Origin of the sequence: Bradyrhizobium guangdongense (assembly GCF_006483445.1) — a bacterium.
Taxonomy (GTDB): Bacteria; Pseudomonadota; Alphaproteobacteria; order Rhizobiales; family Xanthobacteraceae; genus Bradyrhizobium; species Bradyrhizobium guangdongense_A.
Genome location: NZ_PPPT01000180.1, coordinates 1 through 17,947, shown reverse-complemented (window position 1 = coordinate 17,947; position 17,947 = coordinate 1). Strand labels below are relative to the sequence as shown.

At 63.8% G+C, this 17,947-nt stretch carries 18 protein-coding genes; 10 read left to right on the top strand and 8 right to left on the bottom strand.

All coding sequences use genetic code 11. The features are described 5' to 3' along the window. The first annotated feature begins 2 nt into the window (after positions 1-2). Together C2U70_RS25135 and pyk are read left to right on the top strand one after the other, a co-directional pair. Positions 3-518 (top strand): DUF1036 domain-containing protein, encoded by a 516-nt coding sequence (locus tag C2U70_RS25135; protein WP_246666858.1) that lies wholly within the window; start codon positions 3-5, stop codon positions 516-518. After that, positions 515-1,951 (top strand): pyruvate kinase, encoded by a 1,437-nt coding sequence (pyk, locus tag C2U70_RS25130; protein ID WP_140981318.1) that lies wholly within the window; start codon positions 515-517, stop codon positions 1,949-1,951. The genes C2U70_RS25135 and pyk overlap by 4 nt, the downstream gene beginning before the upstream one ends. A 7-nt stretch (positions 1,952-1,958) precedes the next feature. Here pyk and C2U70_RS25125 read toward each other — a convergent pair whose 3' ends face one another. After that, entirely contained in the window at positions 1,959-2,639 is a 681-nt protein-coding gene (locus tag C2U70_RS25125; RefSeq protein ID WP_140981317.1) for a TetR/AcrR family transcriptional regulator, read from the bottom strand. A 272-nt stretch (positions 2,640-2,911) separates the two neighbouring features. Here C2U70_RS25125 and C2U70_RS25120 point away from each other — a divergent pair, with 272 nt between their 5' ends. Beyond that, a complete protein-coding gene (locus C2U70_RS25120; protein ID WP_140981316.1) occupies positions 2,912-3,892 on the top strand; it encodes a phosphatase PAP2 family protein in 981 nt (326 codons plus the stop codon). A 111-nt stretch (positions 3,893-4,003) separates the two neighbouring features. Here the strand turns inward: C2U70_RS25120 and C2U70_RS25115 are convergent, their stop codons facing one another. Beyond that, a complete protein-coding gene (locus tag C2U70_RS25115; RefSeq protein ID WP_008136883.1) occupies positions 4,004-4,168 on the bottom strand; it encodes a Flp family type IVb pilin in 165 nt (54 codons plus the stop codon). A 351-nt stretch (positions 4,169-4,519) separates the two neighbouring features. Here C2U70_RS25115 and C2U70_RS25110 point away from each other — a divergent pair, with 351 nt between their 5' ends. Next, positions 4,520-6,001, top strand: coding sequence for a hypothetical protein (locus C2U70_RS25110; RefSeq protein ID WP_140981315.1), 1,482 nt, complete (start codon positions 4,520-4,522; stop codon positions 5,999-6,001). Between the two features lie 35 nt (positions 6,002-6,036). Here the strand turns inward: C2U70_RS25110 and C2U70_RS25105 are convergent, their stop codons facing one another. Beyond that, positions 6,037-6,333 carry a hypothetical protein gene (locus C2U70_RS25105; RefSeq protein ID WP_140981314.1) on the bottom strand — a complete coding sequence of 99 codons (297 nt, stop codon included), beginning with the start codon at positions 6,331-6,333 and terminating at the stop codon, positions 6,037-6,039. A 395-nt stretch (positions 6,334-6,728) separates the two neighbouring features. Between C2U70_RS25105 and C2U70_RS33165 the strand changes: the two genes are divergently transcribed. The 3 genes from C2U70_RS33165 to C2U70_RS25095 all read left to right on the top strand — a co-directional run bounded on the left by C2U70_RS33165 (position 6,729) and on the right by C2U70_RS25095 (position 8,169). Continuing rightward, positions 6,729-7,076: a hypothetical protein gene (locus C2U70_RS33165; protein WP_186294455.1), complete on the top strand. Its 348-nt coding sequence runs from the start codon at positions 6,729-6,731 to the stop codon at positions 7,074-7,076. Positions 7,077-7,798: 722 nt separating this feature from the next. Next, positions 7,799-7,963 (top strand): hypothetical protein, encoded by a 165-nt coding sequence (locus C2U70_RS33160; RefSeq protein ID WP_186294454.1) that lies wholly within the window; start codon positions 7,799-7,801, stop codon positions 7,961-7,963. Beyond that, the gene (locus tag C2U70_RS25095; protein ID WP_140981313.1) at positions 7,960-8,169 is read left to right on the top strand and encodes a hypothetical protein; all 210 of its coding nucleotides are present in this window, start codon (positions 7,960-7,962) and stop codon (positions 8,167-8,169) included. Before C2U70_RS33160 ends, C2U70_RS25095 begins: the two co-directional genes overlap by 4 nt. Positions 8,170-8,210: 41 nt before the next feature. On the opposite strand, the gene C2U70_RS25090 is transcribed toward C2U70_RS25095, so the two are convergent. Beyond that, the gene (locus C2U70_RS25090; RefSeq protein ID WP_140981312.1) at positions 8,211-9,413 is read right to left on the bottom strand and encodes an ABC transporter substrate-binding protein; all 1,203 of its coding nucleotides are present in this window, start codon (positions 9,411-9,413) and stop codon (positions 8,211-8,213) included. A 246-nt stretch (positions 9,414-9,659) separates the two neighbouring features. On the opposite strand from C2U70_RS25090, the gene C2U70_RS25085 reads away from it, so the two are divergent. The 3 genes from C2U70_RS25085 to C2U70_RS25075 are packed head-to-tail and all read left to right on the top strand — an operon-like array spanning position 9,660 to position 12,455. Continuing rightward, positions 9,660-10,484 (top strand): hypothetical protein, encoded by an 825-nt coding sequence (locus C2U70_RS25085; protein ID WP_140981311.1) that lies wholly within the window; start codon positions 9,660-9,662, stop codon positions 10,482-10,484. Then, entirely contained in the window at positions 10,477-11,433 is a 957-nt protein-coding gene (locus tag C2U70_RS25080; protein WP_140981310.1) for a hypothetical protein, read from the top strand. The genes C2U70_RS25085 and C2U70_RS25080 overlap by 8 nt, the downstream gene beginning before the upstream one ends. A 26-nt stretch (positions 11,434-11,459) precedes the next feature. Continuing rightward, positions 11,460-12,455 carry a hypothetical protein gene (locus tag C2U70_RS25075; RefSeq protein WP_140981309.1) on the top strand — a complete coding sequence of 332 codons (996 nt, stop codon included), beginning with the start codon at positions 11,460-11,462 and terminating at the stop codon, positions 12,453-12,455. Between the two features lie 114 nt (positions 12,456-12,569). Here C2U70_RS25075 and ftsH read toward each other — a convergent pair whose 3' ends face one another. From ftsH to pal, 4 genes are all read right to left on the bottom strand, one after another. After that, positions 12,570-14,492, bottom strand: a complete 1,923-nt coding sequence (ftsH, locus tag C2U70_RS25070) for an ATP-dependent zinc metalloprotease FtsH (RefSeq protein ID WP_140981308.1) — start codon at positions 14,490-14,492, stop codon at positions 12,570-12,572. Positions 14,493-14,750: 258 nt separating this feature from the next. Beyond that, positions 14,751-15,818, bottom strand: coding sequence for a tRNA lysidine(34) synthetase TilS (tilS, locus tag C2U70_RS25065; protein WP_140981307.1), 1,068 nt, complete (start codon positions 15,816-15,818; stop codon positions 14,751-14,753). 97 nt (positions 15,819-15,915) lie between these two features. Then, entirely contained in the window at positions 15,916-16,980 is a 1,065-nt protein-coding gene (ybgF, locus tag C2U70_RS25060) for a tol-pal system protein YbgF (protein ID WP_140981306.1), read from the bottom strand. A gap of 180 nt (positions 16,981-17,160) precedes the next feature. Continuing rightward, the gene (pal, locus tag C2U70_RS25055; RefSeq protein WP_140981305.1) at positions 17,161-17,649 is read right to left on the bottom strand and encodes a peptidoglycan-associated lipoprotein Pal; all 489 of its coding nucleotides are present in this window, start codon (positions 17,647-17,649) and stop codon (positions 17,161-17,163) included. Between the last annotated feature and the right edge of the window lie 298 nt (positions 17,650-17,947).

Here is a 17,947-nt window from a genome sequence, read left to right as displayed (position 1 = left end):
TGCTGTGGCTGTCGACGAGCCCCGCCTCGGCCGACTTCCGCCTCTGCAACAACACGTCGAGCCGGGTCGGCATCGCGCTCGGCTACAAGGACGCCGACGGCTGGACCACCGAGGGCTGGTGGAACATCTCCTCGCGGACCTGCGAAACACTGCTGCGCGGCACGCTGGTCGCGCGCTTCTATTACATCTACGCGATCGACTATGACCGCGGCGGCGAATGGTCGGGCCAGGCCTTCATGTGCTCGCGCGACAAGGAGTTCACGATCCGCGGCACCGAGGATTGCCTCGCACGCGGCTATGACCGCACCGGCTATTTCGAGGTCGACACCGGCGAGCAGCGCGCCTGGACGGTGCAGCTCACCGACGCCAATGAGCAGCCGGCGCAGCAGCGCGTGCCCGGGCTGCCGGGACCTGTGGGCCCTGGCGGCGGCGTGCCGGGTTTGCCCAATGCCGGGCCGGGTGGTACGCCCCCGGGCTCGCCTGGCCTCCCGCCAGCCCAGCCCGGACCCAAGCCATGAGGCGACTACGCCGTATCAAGATTCTCGCGACGCTCGGACCGGCGTCCTCGGACCTCGCGATGATCCGCCGCCTGTTCGAGGCCGGCGCCGACATTTTTCGCATCAATATGAGCCACACCCCGCATGACAAGATGCGGGAGCTGGTGGCGACCATCCGCAATGTCGAGAGCAGCTACGGCCGTCCCATCGGCATTCTGGTCGACCTGCAGGGGCCGAAGCTTCGGCTCGGCTCGTTTGCCGAAGGCGCGGTGCAGCTCCAGAACGGCCAGACCTTTACGCTGGATTCCGACAAGGCGCCGGGCGACACGACGCGCGTCCACCTGCCGCATCCGGAGATCTTGGCCGCGCTGCGGCCGGGCCACGCCCTGCTGCTCGATGACGGCAAGGTGCGGCTGATCGCGGAAGAAACCTCGAAAGAGCACGCGGTGACGCGCGTGGTGGTCGGCGGCCGGATGAGTGACCGCAAGGGCGTCAGCCTGCCCGACACCGATTTGCCGGTCTCGGCGATGACGCCGAAGGACCGCGCCGATCTCGAGGCCGCACTCGTCACCGGCGTCGACTGGGTCGCGCTCTCCTTCGTGCAGCGCGCCGACGACGTGATCGAAGCCAAGAAGATGATCCGCGGCCGCGCCGCCGTGATGGCCAAGATCGAGAAGCCGCAGGCGATCGATCGTCTCGCCGACATCATCGAAGCGTCAGATGCGCTGATGGTGGCGCGCGGCGACCTCGGCGTCGAGCTACCGCTTGAGCGCGTGCCGAGCCTGCAAAAACAAATGACGCGCATGGCGCGCCGCGCCGGCAAGCCGGTGGTGGTCGCAACCCAGATGCTGGAATCGATGATCCAGTCCCCGGTTCCGACACGCGCCGAAGTCTCCGACGTCGCGACCGCCGTCTATGAAGGCGCCGACGCCATCATGCTGTCGGCGGAGTCGGCAGCCGGCAAGTTCCCGGTCGAGGCGGTCTCGACCATGAACCGCATCGGCGAGGAGGTCGAGCGCGACCCGATCTACCGCACCGTGCTCACGGCGCAGCGGCCGGCACCCGAGGCAACCGCAGGCGATGCCATTGCGGACGCCGCGCGGCAAATCGCCGAGACGCTGGATCTGCCGGCCTTGATCTGCTGGACCAGTTCCGGCTCGACGGCCGTGCGGGTGGCGCGTGAGCGGCCGAAGCCGCCGATCGTGGCGATCACGCCGAACATCACCGCGGGACGCAGGCTCGCTGTGGTCTGGGGCGTGCATTGCGTCGTCGCTGAAGACGCGCGCGACCAGGACGACATGGTGAGCCGCGCCGGCCAGATCGCGTTCCGTGACGGTTTTGTGCGGGCCGGCCAGCGCGTGATCATCGTCGCCGGCGTGCCGCTCGGCATTCCCGGCACCACCAACATGGTGCGCATCGCATCGGTCGGCCCCGAGGGCGACGCGAATATCTGAGGGACGCTTAAGCGCCGACCAGCGCCTTCGCGGTCGGCAACAGCGTTTGCTGCACGACAAGGCCACGGGCGCGCGCATCCATGACGCCGACGGCGCGCAGCGCGAGCAGCGTCACGGTCTGCACGGCGTCGCGCAGCTTTGCCGGATCCTCGAGATTGTCGGGCGCAAGCGGCCCGACCAGGGCTTCGTGCAGCGCGCCGAGCAAAGCGGTTGCGGCAAGCGCGGTGTCCTGCGCCGGCAGATGGCCGGCGCGGACGGCGGCATCGATGCGGGACGCGATCTCGCCCGCGATCTCGCGCCGGCTGGCAAGCCTGGAGGCGCTGACATCGACATCGACCGGCTCGGCCAGAATGCCCCAGGCGAGCTTGCGCTGCGACAGGGTGTGGACGGCGACCGTAGTGACGGCGGCGGCGAGCGCCGAGGACGGGCCCGGGGCGGCATCGGCAGCCCTCCGGATCGCGGCCAGCTCATCGCGCGAGACCTCGGCGATCAGCTCCGAGATCAAATCGGCCTTGGAAGGGAAATAGCGATAGACGGTCCCGGCGGCGACATTGGCACGGACCGCGACCGGCGCGATCTGGACCGCCACCATGCCGCCTTCGGCCGCCGTCTCCCGTGCCGCCGCCAGAATGGCGCTGCGCCGGGCAGCCAGGCGCTTAACCACTTGATGCGTCCGCCGGTAAACCATGGCGCGCTTCCTGTCCCCCGCGCCTGGCCAACCATTTCGGCCGAACGCTCTTGCACTGCTTCTTGCACGACATTTTCGGTGCAAATCGCCCGCAAGAACTGAACAACTATTCAGGCCCGATGACAAGACGCAAATTCGAAAAGCCCGCAGGACGGCCGGGGGAGCGGCGATGGCTAAAAATGCAGCTATTTCATTCGTTAACAAATGACCACACTTCTTACCGCAGTCTTAAAGCGCCTCCCCGATTGTAAGGCATCCATCTCCGGTGCTGCATGGTCGATACGGACGCCAAAACTGCCTGGCAGCTTTTCCATCTGAACTGGCTTCCCATCATCGGCATGGGCAGCCTGCTTGCGCTCGCCATCCTGTTCACCGACTTCGCGCTGGAGCCGATCGCTTTCGGCGTGGCGATCGCGATCGCCATGTCGTTCGTCGCGATCGCGTATCGTCACTGGCTGATCCGGGATGAGCTCGCCGACCCAAAGCTGTTCTTCTCGCTCGGTGCGATCGGGCAGGTCATTCTCACCTGTGCGATCGTCGGGCCGCTGAGCTATATCGCGTGCACCAGTGAATGGCCGTTGCAGGACCAGGCGCTGCTCGCGATCGATCGCGCGCTCGGCATGGATCCTGAAACGATCGCGCGCTTCGTCAACGATCATCCCTGGCTCGCGACCGTGCTGGTGCGCGGCTACGGCCTGATCAAATGGCCGCTGCTGCTGATTCCGATCGTGCTGGCACTGACCGGGCGCTTCGTGCGGCTGCAAACCTTCATGCTGGCGATGAGCCTTGCGCTTGCAATCACCATCGCGATCTCGGCCTTCGTGCCCGCGATCGGTACCTTTTACGGGCTGCATTTGCCGGCGGCGCATTTCCCCAACATCAACACGGTGATGTATGCCGGGCAGTTGCGCGACATCCTCAGCTTACGCGACGGCAGCTTGCGCGAGCTTGGGCTTCTGAAACTCTCCGGCATCGTCTCGTTTCCGAGCTTCCACGCCGCGTCCGCCGTGCTCTATATGTGGGCGCTGTGGCCGGTGCGCCGGGTCGGCGGCGTCGCAATTGCCCTCAATCTGCTGATGATCGCGGCCACGCCGGTGATCGGTGCGCACTACATGGTCGACGTCTTCGGCGGTATTGCGGTCGCCGCCGCGTCGATCTGGGGGACCTGCCGCTATCTGGAATGGCTCGGCCTTTCACAGCCCGCCACGCAGGCCTCGCCCATCCTGCTACCCAATCTCGGCATGAAGTCGTAACCGATACGATCGCTTGTTGCGTCACGCGCGATTCGCGCGTCGATCATCCCGGCACAAACGAAAAAGAGCCCCGTCCGAGACGGGGCTCTTTTGATTCCAGATCGACCCAGCTTACTTGAGGCTGGACGAGATCGAGCCGAACTTGGTGTTCAGCGTGGTGCCGAGGTTATTGACGACGGTGATGATGGCCAGCGCGATGCCGGCGGCGATCAGGCCGTATTCAATAGCGGTGGCGCCGGATTCATCCTTCACGAAGCGCGCGACGAGGTTCTTCATTGATAGCTCCAAAAGAGTACACAAGGCTACAACTAGTCTGGTCTCTCGGCTTCCCAGCGCCGCCCGACCATGCAATCGACCGTAAAGCCAAAGAATTGCACCGCAGTTAATTCGGTCGCGGAAACACAATGCGGTTTGCGCGTATTCGTCGATGGTAAACTGAAATCTAAAACAATCGGTTAAATCGTCCGGAAGCACGCGGGGCCGATTCCGCGGATTTACTGGAAGTTATGACCGCCATGGTCCAATGCGCCTGCACGGGCTGAGCGGACTTCCTATTTGAGCGCGATCTTTTCGGAAAACCGCTGCACACTTTTCCGGATCGCGCTCCAAAGATAACGACGAGGCGGCATGTCCCTTTCCTTCACCAACAGCGTTGCCATGCAGAGCCGCGCGCGGGCGCTGGTGCCGCTGTGCGTCGGCGCGGGCGCCTATCTGTTCTTCCTTTATATCGGCGACACGCTGCTGCAGGACTCCGACTCGTTCTGGCAGATCAAGATCGGGCAATGGATCCTCGATCACGGCGCCATGCCGTATACCGACATCTATTCCTTCACGCGCTACGGCCAGCCCTGGATCTCGACCTCGTGGCTGTCGCAGGTCGCCTACGCGCTCTCCTTCGCGCAATGGGACTGGGCCGGGCCGGTGATCCTGACCGTGTTCGCGATCGCGGCGTCGGCGGCGATCTTCGTCTATCTGCTCGATGCGCATCTGGAGATCCCGCGCTCGGTGCTGTTCGCGATGCTGGCGCTGTTTTTGTCGGTGCATCATCTGCTCGCCCGGCCGCATATCCTGGCGCTGCCCGTCATGGTGGCGTGGGTCGGCCTGCTGATGATGGCGGCCGATCGCAAGCGCGCACCGTCCTGGTACTGGCTGCCGCTGATGTCGCTGTGGGCTAACTTGCACGGCGGCTTCGTGCTCGGCCTCGCGCTAATCGGCCCGATGGCGCTGGAAGCGGTCTGGACCGTCGAGGCCAAGAAACGCGTGCCGCTGTTCCTGCGCTGGTTCGCCTTCGGCGTCGCCGCGCTGCTTGCGGCCTGCGTCACGCCCTATGGCTGGCGGACGCTGCTCGGCGCCACCAACATCCTCAATCTCGGCGAGCTGCTGTCTGTCATCTCCGAATGGATGCCGGCCAACTTCGCGACCTTCTCTGCGTTCGAAGGCGCCCTGCTCGGCCTGATCGCGATCGGCTTCTCACGCGGCATGGTGCTGTCGCCGCCGCGCATCCTGCTGATCCTGCTGTTCACCTGGATGGCACTCACCCATGTCAGGAGCATCGAGGCGTTCGCCTTCCTGGTGCCGCTGGTGCTGGCAAAGCCGCTCGGGGACTTATCGCCGCTCAACGAGCCGGACGGATACGGCAAGACCTGGCAGGGCGAGACTCGGCCGGCCCGCTACGTCACGGCGCTCGGCGCGCTGATGATCGTGGGAGCGGCCTGGACCTCGACCGCGATCTATATGGGCCATCACCGTTTCACCTTCACGATGACGCAGACGCCGGTTGCCGCGGTCGATTTCCTGCAGCAGCGCAAGGCGCAGCGCATCTTCAACGCCTATCAGTTCGGCGGCTATCTGATCTCGCGCGACATTCCCGTGTTCGTCGACGGCCGCGCGGAGCTCTACGGCGAGACCTTCGTGATGGACTTCTTCAAGGCGGTCGAAGCCAAGAAGGTCGACAATCTGCCGCGGCTGCTCGAGGACTACAAAATCGACGCCACGCTGATGGTCGCGGACGCGCCGGCAGCCCAGGTGCTCGATCACATCAAGGGCTGGAAGCGGGTCTATGCCGACGACATCGCGGTGATCCACGTTCGCGATGATGCGGCACGCTGAGCTCAGGCCTGGCCATCTCCGCGACAAAGGTCGCGTCAGCTCTCGTCATTGAGCCGGGCGAAATCGTCGAACAGCGCCGAGACGAGGGCGCGATGGCGCGTATCTTCCGCGGGCAGGCTCGCGGCATAGAGGTTGAGGAGATAGCGCGCCTTCGTGGCGGCCTCAGGCCAGGACGCGGCTGGGACGGTCATCAGGCGCTCTTCCAGAGCAGCCTCGCGTTCGCGGAGCTCTCTGACATTGGTCTCGACCTCGGCGAGCGCGCGGCGCAGATCCGTCGCCTTCTGTGCAGCCAACCCGCGATGCTTGTCGAGCTCAACGGGCTTGTCCGTCATCGGCGCCACGCGAGGCCACGGATGCGAGGTGGACGCGTGAACAAGACGGCTGCTCGCCGGGAGCGGATGGTCATGCGCGCTGCCTTCTTGCGAGAGAGATTTTCCAGACGAGGCAAGTCACCATGCGCTCATCACACGGCAATAGCCAGCACATTCGCCGGCACGGCGCAGCACCGCGGCCATCGACATAGTGCTCGCTATTGTCGAAATGCGGGCGTAAAGTCTCTCATCACCGCACTTCCAAACGGCATCGGCCGGTGACTGAGGGTCGCGTTGGCTCCCGCCGATTGAGCTGCAGGAGCGCTCGATGTCGCGTTGTCGCGCTTCGGAATGGGTCCCGCCGGTGACCGGTCCGCAGTTTCTTCTGCTTCTGGTGTTTGCTGCGGCCGTTCTCAATGGCTAGGACCACGCGCGTAGCTTATTTGGTCGCCGGAACCAGCGAGCTTGGCAGCGCAAATCTCGGCCGCGGCAGTGCGAGCGTCGCATTGCGGCTCGCGCGAAAGCTGCTGCGCGAAGGCTACATGGACGTCCGCGTCTGCACGCCGCGTGGATGCATCCTGGAATCGGACGAATGGGACGAGCTTGAATCTCGACGGGAGATGGATGCCATGGCCAAGGGACAGCAACGCAGCAATCGCGAAGCCAAGAAGCCGAAGAAGGAAAAAGCCAAGGTGATCGCAGCCGCACCGAGCCGCAACGAGGTCGCCTGGAAACCGGATTTCGGACCGACAAAGAAGAAATAGGCAAGTCCCTCAGCAAACCGAGGCGCGATTACTGCGCAGCTAGCCGCCGCGCCTCACGCTGTCGATAAACCGCTGTCGCTCGCCGGGTGCGTACCCCTGGGACGCTCCGAGATAGGGCTCACCGAAGCCGTCGTCTTGCGCGGGTCGGGATTGCATCATCGGCCCTGACGGCACGTAGGCAAATCCCGAACGGGGATCTGAAGCCGTGACGCCCTGACCGGGACGAACAGTCACGTGCGATCGGTGATGCACCGACGCCGCGCTCGCAGAGCCGGCCAGCGCCAGCAAGAGACCCAAGGCCAAAATTGAACGCATCGTTTTTCTCCAATCGAAGATCTCGCTCGTTGAGGTAAGGCCGACCTCGCGCCACCCCAACGACCGGCGCTTTCACGATCGGTCACATCGACGGCATCACGGGCACGGCGAGGTTACCGGCGACAAGGGCCGAATCGGACTTGATCCCGGAAGGCGGGTTCGCCGATCCCCGAGATCGTTCCAAAAATTTGCATGCAGCACGCATAGAAACCTATGCATTCCCAGGGCATTTGCTCCGTGTGAACCCTGCTGGTGGCGGCCGATGGAGCTGACGCCAGCGCTGTCACGATCAGTTTATTGCGTTTGCGATCTCTGGGAGGCTTCAAAGCCGGAGCCGCCACCCCAGATTAGTTGGAATGATTACCGTCATCCAATGACGGACATGCCAACCATCGAACGGAGCCAACATGGGTGAAGTTGTTCAATTTATCTCGAAGTCCGAGCGCGAGCGCTTGCGGCTCATTCGTGAGGCGCGCGCAATCTATGACAGCATCTTTCCTGACGATCCGGTCAGCGCGCAGCAGGACAGCGCCAACACCGGTCATGGCAACGACAGGAGCCGGCTGTCGTGATCAAGATCATCGCGGTGCTCTGCAGTCTCGCCTCGCCGGCAATCTGCCACGAGCAGCTCGTCACCAGCTCGGATTTCGCCGAGGTCTCGCTGCAGTCCTGCCTCATGGGCGCGCCGCAACTCGCGGAATGGATGAACCAGCACCCCGCCGAGCGGCTCGCCGCATGGCGCTGCGTGATCGGCCAGCAGAGCGGCAGGGGAATTTAAGCGGGCACGCCGCAACGCAGGTCAGTTGGCCGCAACGCGGGTCAGTTGCCTGTCAAGAGCTCGCCGAACCGCTCCCAGCTTTTGCCGTTGAAGCGCATGAACTGCATCTGATCGACCGGCACGTGGTCAGTCGGGCTGGTGTTGATCTTGATGCCAGGCAAGAGCATCGGCAGTTCGAGATCGCGGATCGCATAGGCCTGCTTCAAAATGTTCTCGGTCGAGAGATCGTCGCCGCAGGCTTTCAGCACCGCCTCCAGCGCCATGGCGCTGTTGTACGCATTGACGTAGTTGGTGTCGTGCTGATCGCCGTCGGGCACGTATTTGCTCATGAACTCGCGCCAGGCTCTTACGCCGGCATCGTCCTTCCAGGCGGGATCGTCGGGGTCCTTGACATAAGCGGTGGAAAGAATGCCCGTGCCGGCTTCAACGCCGGCGGGCTCCATGACGGTCGAGACCCACACCGCGACATTGGAGAGGAAGGTCATCGGCCGCCAGCCGATCTCGAAGGATTTTCGGATCGCCTGCGCCGCGAACTTTGGCGTCGCCGCGATCACGAAGACGTCGGCACCCGACGCCTTCAACTTCACGATCTGGGAATCGATTGTCGGATCCTGCACCTCGTAGGTCGCGCCGGTGACGAGCGCATCGTATTTCTCGCCAAGCACGTCCTTCAGCCCCGCAAGATAGTCGCGGCCGTAATCGTCGTTCTGCGAGATCACGGCAAATTTCGTGTTCGGATTCTTCGCCAGCGCATAGCGGGCGTAGAGCCGCGCCTCGTAGCGGAATGGGGCCTGCACGCCCATCGTCGCCTGCGGATATTGCGCGATGTCGGCGAATTTCGAGGCACCGGAGGCGAGGAAGAGCTGCGGGATGTTCTTGCTCTGGAGATACTTTGCAATCGCCGTGTTGTGCGCAGTGCCGATCGAGGAGAAGATCAGCGCGACCTCGTCGCTCTCGACCAGCCGCCGCGTCTGCTCCACCGTCTTCGGCGGCGCGTAGCTGTCGTCGAGCGAGATCAAATTGACCTTGCGGCCATTGATGCCGCCTTTCTCGTTCAGCATCTTGAAATAGCCGACCTCGCCCTTGCCGAGCGCGCCGAACGCCGACACCGGCCCGCTATAGGGCATGGTCTGGCCTATCCTGATTTCGGTTGAGGTGACGCCGCGCATCTCGGCGGCGAAAGCAGAGGACAGTGTCAGGAACGAAACGGCGCCAAGCGCGCCCCATGCCGCGACCAAACGCATCGGCTTCCCCCCTCCAAGTAGTTCTTTTGCCGCCGAACTTTGTTGAGGTGAGCATGCCATGACGACCGCCCGGCGCCAACGCCAATCGACACAGCACCAAACCGCTTTGCGTCCGGCACAAGTTTAGGTAATATCGCTCTCAATACTTGATCTTTGATTGCATTACTCAACACCGTGTATTGGGCGCGACCAAGTCGCCCGCCAACTGCCTGCAATGCGGAACCTGTCGATATCGTAGGAGGCAAGATGATTGCCTATCACCTGCCGATGCTGGCGATCGCCGACGGCGCGCGCGTGAGCACGCTTGGTGGGGAAGTGCGGCGATTTCTGTTCGAGGAGTTCGAGCGTGTCGATTCTGATTGGGCGCGCAAGCGATACTTTGTGGAAGGCACGGCTGTCTGGACCACTGACGGCTCTGCTGCCGACAGAGATCGTGATGACGATTTGGTGGACTGCGCTGAGTTGCTTCGGCTCGCTGCGACGGCGGTTCTCGAGGCGCCGTTGGCCTCGCCTCGCCTGACAATTCGATACTTCGCGAGCGACAACAAAAGCGTGACTCGCGTGGTTGGACCGTTCGAACGAACTTTGTTGCTGAGCGACCGCACCGTTGCGACCGCCGACCAGGAAACCCTTAGGCGCATCGGCGCACTGGCGGACTCGTGGCATGAAATGGGGTATCGCGCCGACCATCCAGTATTCTCTGCGCTGGACGCCTTTGGAGCCGTGTACAGCTCCTTCCACGGGCAGACCGAACTTCAGGTATTGCCTACCATGGTCGCTTTAGAGGGAATCTTTGTCCCCTGGGGCGAGGGGTCCATTGCTAAGCGGATGATCTCAGCGCTCTCGCCTCTACTGTCTTCCGAGAAGGCGCTGACCCAATTGGTGCGTCGCCTGTACGATCTTCGCAGCGACCTCATTCACGGCCGTCGCGTCAAGGTAGAGGGCGGCGAATTGGTCGCCGGCGCCGGGACAATCGCATGTCGGGCAACTCTTGCGCTCATGGATCGGCTCGTGGGCCAAGGCTTAACTCCCGAGACCTGGACCGAAGCTCTGGAGCTCGATGATGACTAGGCGCGGGTTTGTCCCGCTCGACGTCGAGCGTTTGCCCCTTGTCTTCGCGACCCATCTTCCGGGCGTGAGCGCCGACGTCGACGGTTTCGCCATCGGCGACATCCGTATTTCAAAACTGACCTGGCTTGAATGCAGCATGCTCGAGAAGAGCCAATTCATGGACGACCTTCAAGATGTGTTCTTCTATGGCAGAGAGCCCTTCTTTTGCGTTTTCGGCGGCTTCCCAGGCGACGATTCGGATCAGGTCGATCTGCTCAAGCGGAATGCGATCATCGAGGTCCTGCGACTGACCCGCTCCCTTCGACTGCTGAAATCAGGAGAAGTATGGAACCCCCTCGAATTCATTCTTTACACGCGGCACAACTCCACGAACTCTCGGGATCCGCGCTTGTTCGGACGCATGGCCTTCGAGTCTCGCGGCGAGCGCTTTGTCCATTTATCGATGGAAGATATCGACTGCCTCGACGGTCTATATACGGCGATCAGCCTGTTCGACCGCTTTCGGTATGACATCGAGATCGATCGCGCCGAAACCCTGCTCGGTGCGTCGTATTCGCCGGCTCATGCCAACCATGCCCATCGGATGCTGCCACTGATCGGTGCGATCGAGATCTTGGCGGGGCGCGACCTCAGCCCGCTTGGGTCGGCCGAATGGGCGGACGATTCGATCCGGCAATGGCTGGACGCATACAGGTCGTTGCGAAACTCCCTTGCGCATGGGCGACGGGAAGATGCGCTTGTTGTGAGCGCTCGGTTTGCAATTGCACGCGACGTCACACGAATCCTGATCCGCGAAGCCATCGCATGGCGACTGCTCGACGCAAAAGCTCAGAAAGTTACCGGCCCGGCGCTTGTTGCGCGCGTAGCAGACGCGGAAGCGGCGAGCGCCGGCCGCCTCGCAAAGCTGAGGGAAACATTTCCATCAATGTCGCCTCGCCCACAGAATTAGCGCGGCACAAGACCAAGGGGGACAACATGGACCTTGCGACCATTGCGACCGCGATCGTCTCGTCCCTCGGCAGTTCAGCGGTCGCCTGCTACTGGCTTGCCCAAGAGGTCATCAAGAGCCGCCTACAGAAGGACCTCGAAGAGCGAAAGTCACAACTCTCGCAGCAGCTTGAAACACACAAGCTAAGCCTGAGCCAGGATCTTGAGCGAACCAAGAGCGAATTTCAGCTCGGATTGGCGCGAGACAAGGCGTTGTTTGAGGGCGCCATACGCAAGGAAATCGAAACCCAGCTAGGCGAAGGCGCAGCACAGCGGCAATATGAGCTGGAGGCGAGGCGGCGGCTCTACTTGGCGATCGGCCCGTTGAGATTTCAACTCATGCTTGCCTGCCGCGACCTCACCGGACGGATTCAGTCCTTCGCGTTCACGCAGCGATATCACATGAATCTCGCCAGCTACTACGGCCGCAGCACGCTCTACCGCATTCTGCGCCCGATCGCGATCTGCGAGCTCATCGAGGAACAGATCGCGCTCGCCGATTTTTCGATCGATCCCAGCGCCATCGATTGCCTCCGCTTTCGCCGAACTATCACGCGCACCTTCAGTGGAGACGAACTCCCTTGCGATCACCCTCAGATCAACTGGGATGTACAGGAACAGCATGTGTTTGCTGATGCGATTTCAAGCTGTGCGCGGAGGCTCATTGCCACGAGCGACGGCAAACGCGTGCTCAGATTTGACGAGTTTGAGGAGCAGCTCGACAATGAGGGAGCGACAATCGTCGCACCCTTCGACAGCCTGCTTATCGACTTTACGACCGCTGCCAAGCCCATCTTCTGGATAAGGCTGGTCTCGTACGCGAATGCCTGCAACCGGCTGGTCAGTCGTCTCGGCGGACCCGAATTTGCATCGAGCGAATTTCCGGTCGAGGAGGCTTTGAAGCAAGGAAAGGATCCGTACACCCTATCGCATCTGCCTACCTTCCTTGGACGGATACAATCCATGGAATTGATCAAGCTGTAGCTTCAATCATTCCGCCCGTCGCCGGCCGACGTTGCGATAGGCAACGGAAACCATCAACAAACAAAAAAAGCCCGGCTTGAGGCCGGGCTTTTGCACGATTGGTTTGCCGGAATATCACGCCTGCGGCTGCGGCTCCAGGCCCGGATCCGGATCGGGGCGCGGGCGCGGGCGGCCGGCAGGCGGCACCGCCGAGGTGCGGGGACCGGAGGGCTCCAGCACCGACTCGCGGTTCGGCTTCTTGCCGTTGATGAGATCGTTGATCTCCTCGCCGGTCAGCGTCTCGAACTCCAGGAGAGCTTCGGCGACCGCTTCCCAGTCCTTGCGCTTCTCGGTGAGAATGCGGCGGGCTTCGTTCTCGCCGTCCTCGATCAGCTTGCGGACTTCCTGGTCGATCAGCTTGGCCGTCTCGTCGGAGATGTTGGTGCTCTGGGCCACCGAATGGCCGAGGAACACTTCCTGCTCGTTGCTCTGGTAGCGGACGCGGCCGAGCTTTTCGGACATGCCCCACTCCATCACCATGGCCCGCGCAATGCGCGTCGCGCTCTGGATGTCGGAGGTTGCGCCGTTGGTCACCTTGTCCGGACCGAATTTGAGGATTTCCGCCTCGCGTCCGCCGAAGATCATGGCGAGTTTTGAGACGCACCATTCGCGCGTGTAGGAGTGCCGATCGGTCTCCGGCAGCGATTGCACCAGGCCCAGCGCGCGGCCGCGCGGGATGATGGTCGCCTTGTGGATCGGGTCGTGGCTCGGCACGTTGAGGCCGACGATGGCATGGCCGGCCTCATGATAGGCGGTCAGTTGCTTCTCCTCGTCGGTGAGCACCAGCGACTTGCGCTCGGCGCCCATCATCACCTTGTCCTTGGCGTCCTCGAACTCGGCCTGGGTCACCATGCGCTTGTTGCGGCGCGCCGCCATCAGGGCTGCTTCGTTGACGAGGTTCATCAGGTCGGCACCGGAGAAGCCCGGCGTGCCGCGCGCGATGGTCTTGAGGTTGATATCCGGCGCCAGGGGGACCTTGCGGACATGCACCTTCAATATCTGCTCGCGGCCGACGATGTCGGGGTTGGCGACGATGACCTGGCGGTCGAAACGGCCGGGGCGCATCAGCGCGGGATCGAGCACGTCGGGACGGTTGGTCGCCGCGATCAGGATCACGCCTTCGTTCGCCTCGAAGCCGTCCATCTCGACCAGCAACTGGTTCAAGGTCTGCTCGCGCTCGTCATTGCCGCCGCCGAGGCCGGCGCCGCGATGACGACCGACGGCGTCGATTTCGTCGATGAAGATGATGCAGGGCGCGTTCTTCTTGGCCTGCTCGAACATGTCACGGACGCGGCTTGCACCGACACCGACGAACATCTCGACGAAGTCGGAGCCCGAAATGGTGAAGAACGGCACGTTGGCTTCGCCCGCGACAGCGCGCGCGATCAGCGTCTTGCCGGTGCCGGGAGGGCCGACCAGCAGCACGCCGCGCGGAATGCGGCCGCCGAGCCGTTGGAATTTGCCGGGATCGCGTAGGAATTCGACGATCTCCTGCAGGTCCTGCTTGGCTTCGTCGACACCGGCGACGTCCTCGAAGGTGACGCGGCCATGCGCCTCGGTCAGCATTTTTGCGCGCGACTTGCCAAAACCCATAGCCTTGCCGGCGCCGCCCTGCATCTGGCGCGACAGGAAGATCCACACGCCGATCAGCGCAATGAACGGCAGCCAGGAGACCAGCAGCGACACGAACCACGGCACGTTGTCGCCCGGCGGCTTCGCGGTGATCTGGACCTTGCTGTCATAGAGGCGCTTGACCAGCGTCGGGTCGCTCGGCGCATAGGTCTGGAAGCTCGAACCGTTGGTGAAGGTGCCGTGGATGTCCGGTCCCTGGATCACGACGTCGCGCACATTGCCGCGGTCGACTTCGCTGAGGAGCTGCGAGAACGCGATGTCCTGCGAGGAAGCCCGTTGACCCGGATTCTGGAAGAGCGTGAACAACGCCAATAGCAGCAAAACGATGATGACCCAGAGGGCGAAGTTGCGCAGATTGGCGTTCATAGATCTTCCTTCGTGGTCGCGCGGATCGCGGCCCTATTCCTTGGGCAGGATTCCCTGGGCAGGTGAGAGAATATCCCTGAGGAATCCTCTCTGTAAGCTGCATACAATTTAGGTGCCACCCCGGTCACTGCCAAGGGAATGAGATGGGACTATTTATCCCATCCTAGCCCGATTCCCGCTCAAATAATGGCCGCCCGGGGTTGGTTTTTCCGCTCTGGTTAAGGTGGCCTGAGGGGCGGTCCGCAAACCGAGCCGGTGTCATGATCCGCCCCGGTGGCGCCGGGCCGGCGCCGGTGCGATCAGAATGCGGCCCCGGGACAGGCTGACGAGGGCCCCTGCGAGGGTCTGTTTGAAGCCGATGGGGCCGGTTCCGCGGCGCGGGCCCCTCCCTCGCGCGACGGCACGGTCGAGGGCTGCGAGCAGGGCCTCGACCTTGCCGAGCTCGGCCGGGCCCTCATACCCGACCGCGTCAATCGCCCTGAGCAGGAGCCGCAGGCGCACCTCCTCGGGCAGCATGGCGAAGGCGGATGCTTCAAAGCTGCGCGTACCGGCATCATGCGACATGCGGTCGCGATCCCGCAGCGCCAGGAAGCGTTCGGCGCCATCGGCCAGCACGTCCACGGCGGCACTGGCGCGGGCGAGCCGCGTTGCGAGCCGGGCCAGGTTGCGCGCGCTGCCGCCCTCTGCCGCCAGCGCTGGCAGCAGCGCCCGCAGCCGCGGGCGCGTGAAGGCCGGGTCGCGGTTGGTCGGATCGTCGGCAAAGCCGATTTTTGCGCGCGCCAGTGTGGCGATGAGTTGAGATTTCGGGATATCGAGCAGCGGACGCGTCAGCGCGATATCGTCGCGCAGCGTGACGCGCGCCATCGCGGCGAGGCCGGCAAGGCCGCTGCCGCGGAGCAGCCGCATCAACAGCGTCTCGGCCTGGTCGTCGCGGGTATGGGCGGTCAGCACATGGGTCGCGCCCGTCGCGCGCGCGGCTTTCACCAGCAGGGCATAGCGCGCCTCGCGCGCCGCGGCCGGCACGCCGGTCTTCGGCTTGGTGCCGGTCCAGCGCATCGTGCGGTGTGTCAGCTCGAGCATGCCGGCGAGCCGCTTGACCTCGCGCGCCTCGCCCGCGGCCTCCTTGCGCAGGCCGTGATCGACGGTGACGACGATGAGTTTTGGGCCGCGCGCAAGACTGCGCCGCCAGCGCGCGGCGAGCCACATCAGCGCAAGGGAATCGGGGCCGCCCGACACCGCGAGCACCAGCGCCGGCGCGCTTTTCAGCTCCGCGAAGAGCGCTTTGGCGGCGGCCGCCGTGACCGGAGAATTTTCGTCGTCTGACATGACGCCGCCCGAGGAGGAGCAAGCAAGGGATGGCCGGTCAATCTAGCGCACGGCCATCGGCATTGTCAGCGATCAGTTGCAAGCCAGCAGTTGGGAGCTAGCACTTCACCCGCTTCTGCTCGCGGTCGACGGCGGCTTTGACGCCGGCGGACGCGCGCGGATATTTGCGGCCGATCTCGCCGAAGGCGGCGCACGCAGCCTCCTTCTCCTTCAGCGCGGCCAGCGACTGGCCGAGCCGCAGCAAGGCATCCGGCGCCTTGCCCGACTTCTCGTACTTTGTCGTCACTGCGAGGAAGGATTCGGCGGCGTCACGATATTGCTGACGCTGGAAGAAACTCTCGCCGACCCAGTATTGCGCATCGCCGAGCAGCGGGTCGTTCGGATATTTCTGCGCAAACTCCTTCATCGTTTGCTCGGCGAGCGCGTAGTCCTTGCGCTGCATATAGCCGATGCCGAGGTCGAACTCGTCGCGCGGCGATTGCGAAGGCGGCTGGGTGGCGAGCCCGCCAGCGGCCGGCGGATAGCCCGGCTGCATCTGGGGGCTTGTTGTTTGCGGATTGCGGGCACCGGTGTTGGCAAGGTCCAACGGTTCGCCGGCACCGCGCCCGCCGGGAGCGCCTGCAGGCACGCCCACTGGCGCGCCTCCCTGCGACTGCATCGGCATCTGGCCGCCGCCAAGCGCGCGCGGCGCGCCCGGCGCATTCGGGTTCTGGCCGGGGTCGAACGCATCCCCGCGACGGCGCGTGCCCGGCGCGCCGGGCGCCGGCTGCTCCTGGACGATCGGGGCCTGGGTTGCGACCTGCGGCTGCTCATAGGCCGGCTGGGCCGGCTGCTGCGGCTGGCGATAGACGGGCGCGGCCTGTTGGGGTTGGGCCGGCGCCTGCTGCAGGGGCGGCGAAGCGGCAGCGTTGGGCTGCATGGCCGTCTGGCCGGGCGCGGACTGCGCCCCGCCCTCGAGCTGCCTGATCCGGTCCTCGAGCTGGCGGTTGCGGTATTGCAGCTCCTCGTTCTGGCCGGTGAGCTGGCGGAGCTGGTTTTCCAGCCGCTCGATCCGCAGTTCCGCGTCGGCATCCTCCGACTGCTGGGCGATTGCGGGCGAGCCGAGAACGAGCAGCGCGGCGATCGCCACCGAGCCGGTAATTGCCTTGAATGGAGATGACATCTTGCCCTGACGACGAAAGCGATTTTGCGTGCGACGGAACACGCGACAGATTGCGGGGGAGTACGCCAAAACTGTGACTGCCACCAAGCGGTTTCTCAGCCGGCCCCGCGAAACGAAACCGGCGCCCGAGGGGGCGCCGGAATAATCCATGTGCGAAACTGAACGGCGCCTGACTAAACCTTAGGAGCTCGCGTTTAGCACGGTGACGGCACGACGGTTCTGCGACCAGCACGAGATGTCGTTACACACGGCCACGGGGCGCTCCTTGCCGTAGGAGATCGTGCGCATGCGGTTCGCATCGATGCCGCGCGAGGCCAGGAACGAACGCACCGACTGGGCGCGGCGGGCGCCGAGCGCGATGTTGTATTCGCGGGTGCCGCGCTCGTCGGCATGACCTTCGATGGTGAAGGAGTAACGCGGATAGCTCTGCAGCCACTGCGCCTGCTTCTCCAGGGTCACGATCGCCTGCGGGGTCAGATCGGTCTGGTCGCTCTCGAAGAACACGCGGTCGCCGACATTGACGACGAAGTCCTGCTGGCTGCCCGGGGTCGCCGCATTGGCCTGCGCATCGCCCAGACTATTCTGTTTGGCGCAGGCTCCCATCGACAGCGCGACCGCAACCACCGCAGCCAGCTTCAATCCCTGGAGGAAACGCATAGGATATTTCATTACCGGAGCCTCCACGCTCACGTTAGTCCACTGCTTTCCGGTCTACAGGGGGTTGGTTAAGCGAACGTTCCGTCAACCTTGATGGGACGTTGCCACAGCCGGTCAAATGCCCCCGATCGGCGAAAAGCACCCGCGATGGTTAATGGGTTGTAAATGTGGCGCGACGGTGAAGGCAAGCCGCACGACCCGGCGAAAACGCCGGATTTCGCCGGAATTTTAGCACCCGAACGAGACTTCCGGGACCCTGAGGGGACTTTAGGACTGCGCGGTGCCCGCGACCAGCACCGGCTTCGGCGCG

What these genes read in the sequence shown, in the direction of transcription:
- pyk (WP_140981318.1), top strand. Translation starts at nt 515, where the DNA reads ATGAGGCGACTACGCCGTATCAAGATTCTCGCGACGCTCGGACCGGCG.
- C2U70_RS25125 (WP_140981317.1), bottom strand. Translation starts at nt 2,639, where the DNA reads ATGGTTTACCGGCGGACGCATCAAGTGGTTAAGCGCCTGGCTGCCCGG.
- C2U70_RS25120 (WP_140981316.1), top strand. Translation starts at nt 2,912, where the DNA reads ATGGTCGATACGGACGCCAAAACTGCCTGGCAGCTTTTCCATCTGAAC.
- C2U70_RS25115 (WP_008136883.1), bottom strand. Translation starts at nt 4,168, where the DNA reads ATGAAGAACCTCGTCGCGCGCTTCGTGAAGGATGAATCCGGCGCCACC.
- C2U70_RS25110 (WP_140981315.1), top strand. Translation starts at nt 4,520, where the DNA reads ATGTCCCTTTCCTTCACCAACAGCGTTGCCATGCAGAGCCGCGCGCGG.
- C2U70_RS25105 (WP_140981314.1), bottom strand. Translation starts at nt 6,333, where the DNA reads ATGACGGACAAGCCCGTTGAGCTCGACAAGCATCGCGGGTTGGCTGCA.
- C2U70_RS33165 (WP_186294455.1), top strand. Translation starts at nt 6,729, where the DNA reads ATGGCTAGGACCACGCGCGTAGCTTATTTGGTCGCCGGAACCAGCGAG.
- C2U70_RS33160 (WP_186294454.1), top strand. Translation starts at nt 7,799, where the DNA reads ATGGGTGAAGTTGTTCAATTTATCTCGAAGTCCGAGCGCGAGCGCTTG.
- C2U70_RS25090 (WP_140981312.1), bottom strand. Translation starts at nt 9,413, where the DNA reads ATGCGTTTGGTCGCGGCATGGGGCGCGCTTGGCGCCGTTTCGTTCCTG.
- C2U70_RS25085 (WP_140981311.1), top strand. Translation starts at nt 9,660, where the DNA reads ATGATTGCCTATCACCTGCCGATGCTGGCGATCGCCGACGGCGCGCGC.
- C2U70_RS25080 (WP_140981310.1), top strand. Translation starts at nt 10,477, where the DNA reads ATGACTAGGCGCGGGTTTGTCCCGCTCGACGTCGAGCGTTTGCCCCTT.
- C2U70_RS25075 (WP_140981309.1), top strand. Translation starts at nt 11,460, where the DNA reads ATGGACCTTGCGACCATTGCGACCGCGATCGTCTCGTCCCTCGGCAGT.
- ftsH (WP_140981308.1), bottom strand. Translation starts at nt 14,492, where the DNA reads ATGAACGCCAATCTGCGCAACTTCGCCCTCTGGGTCATCATCGTTTTG.
- tilS (WP_140981307.1), bottom strand. Translation starts at nt 15,818, where the DNA reads ATGTCAGACGACGAAAATTCTCCGGTCACGGCGGCCGCCGCCAAAGCG.
- ybgF (WP_140981306.1), bottom strand. Translation starts at nt 16,980, where the DNA reads ATGTCATCTCCATTCAAGGCAATTACCGGCTCGGTGGCGATCGCCGCG.
- pal (WP_140981305.1), bottom strand. Translation starts at nt 17,649, where the DNA reads ATGAAATATCCTATGCGTTTCCTCCAGGGATTGAAGCTGGCTGCGGTG.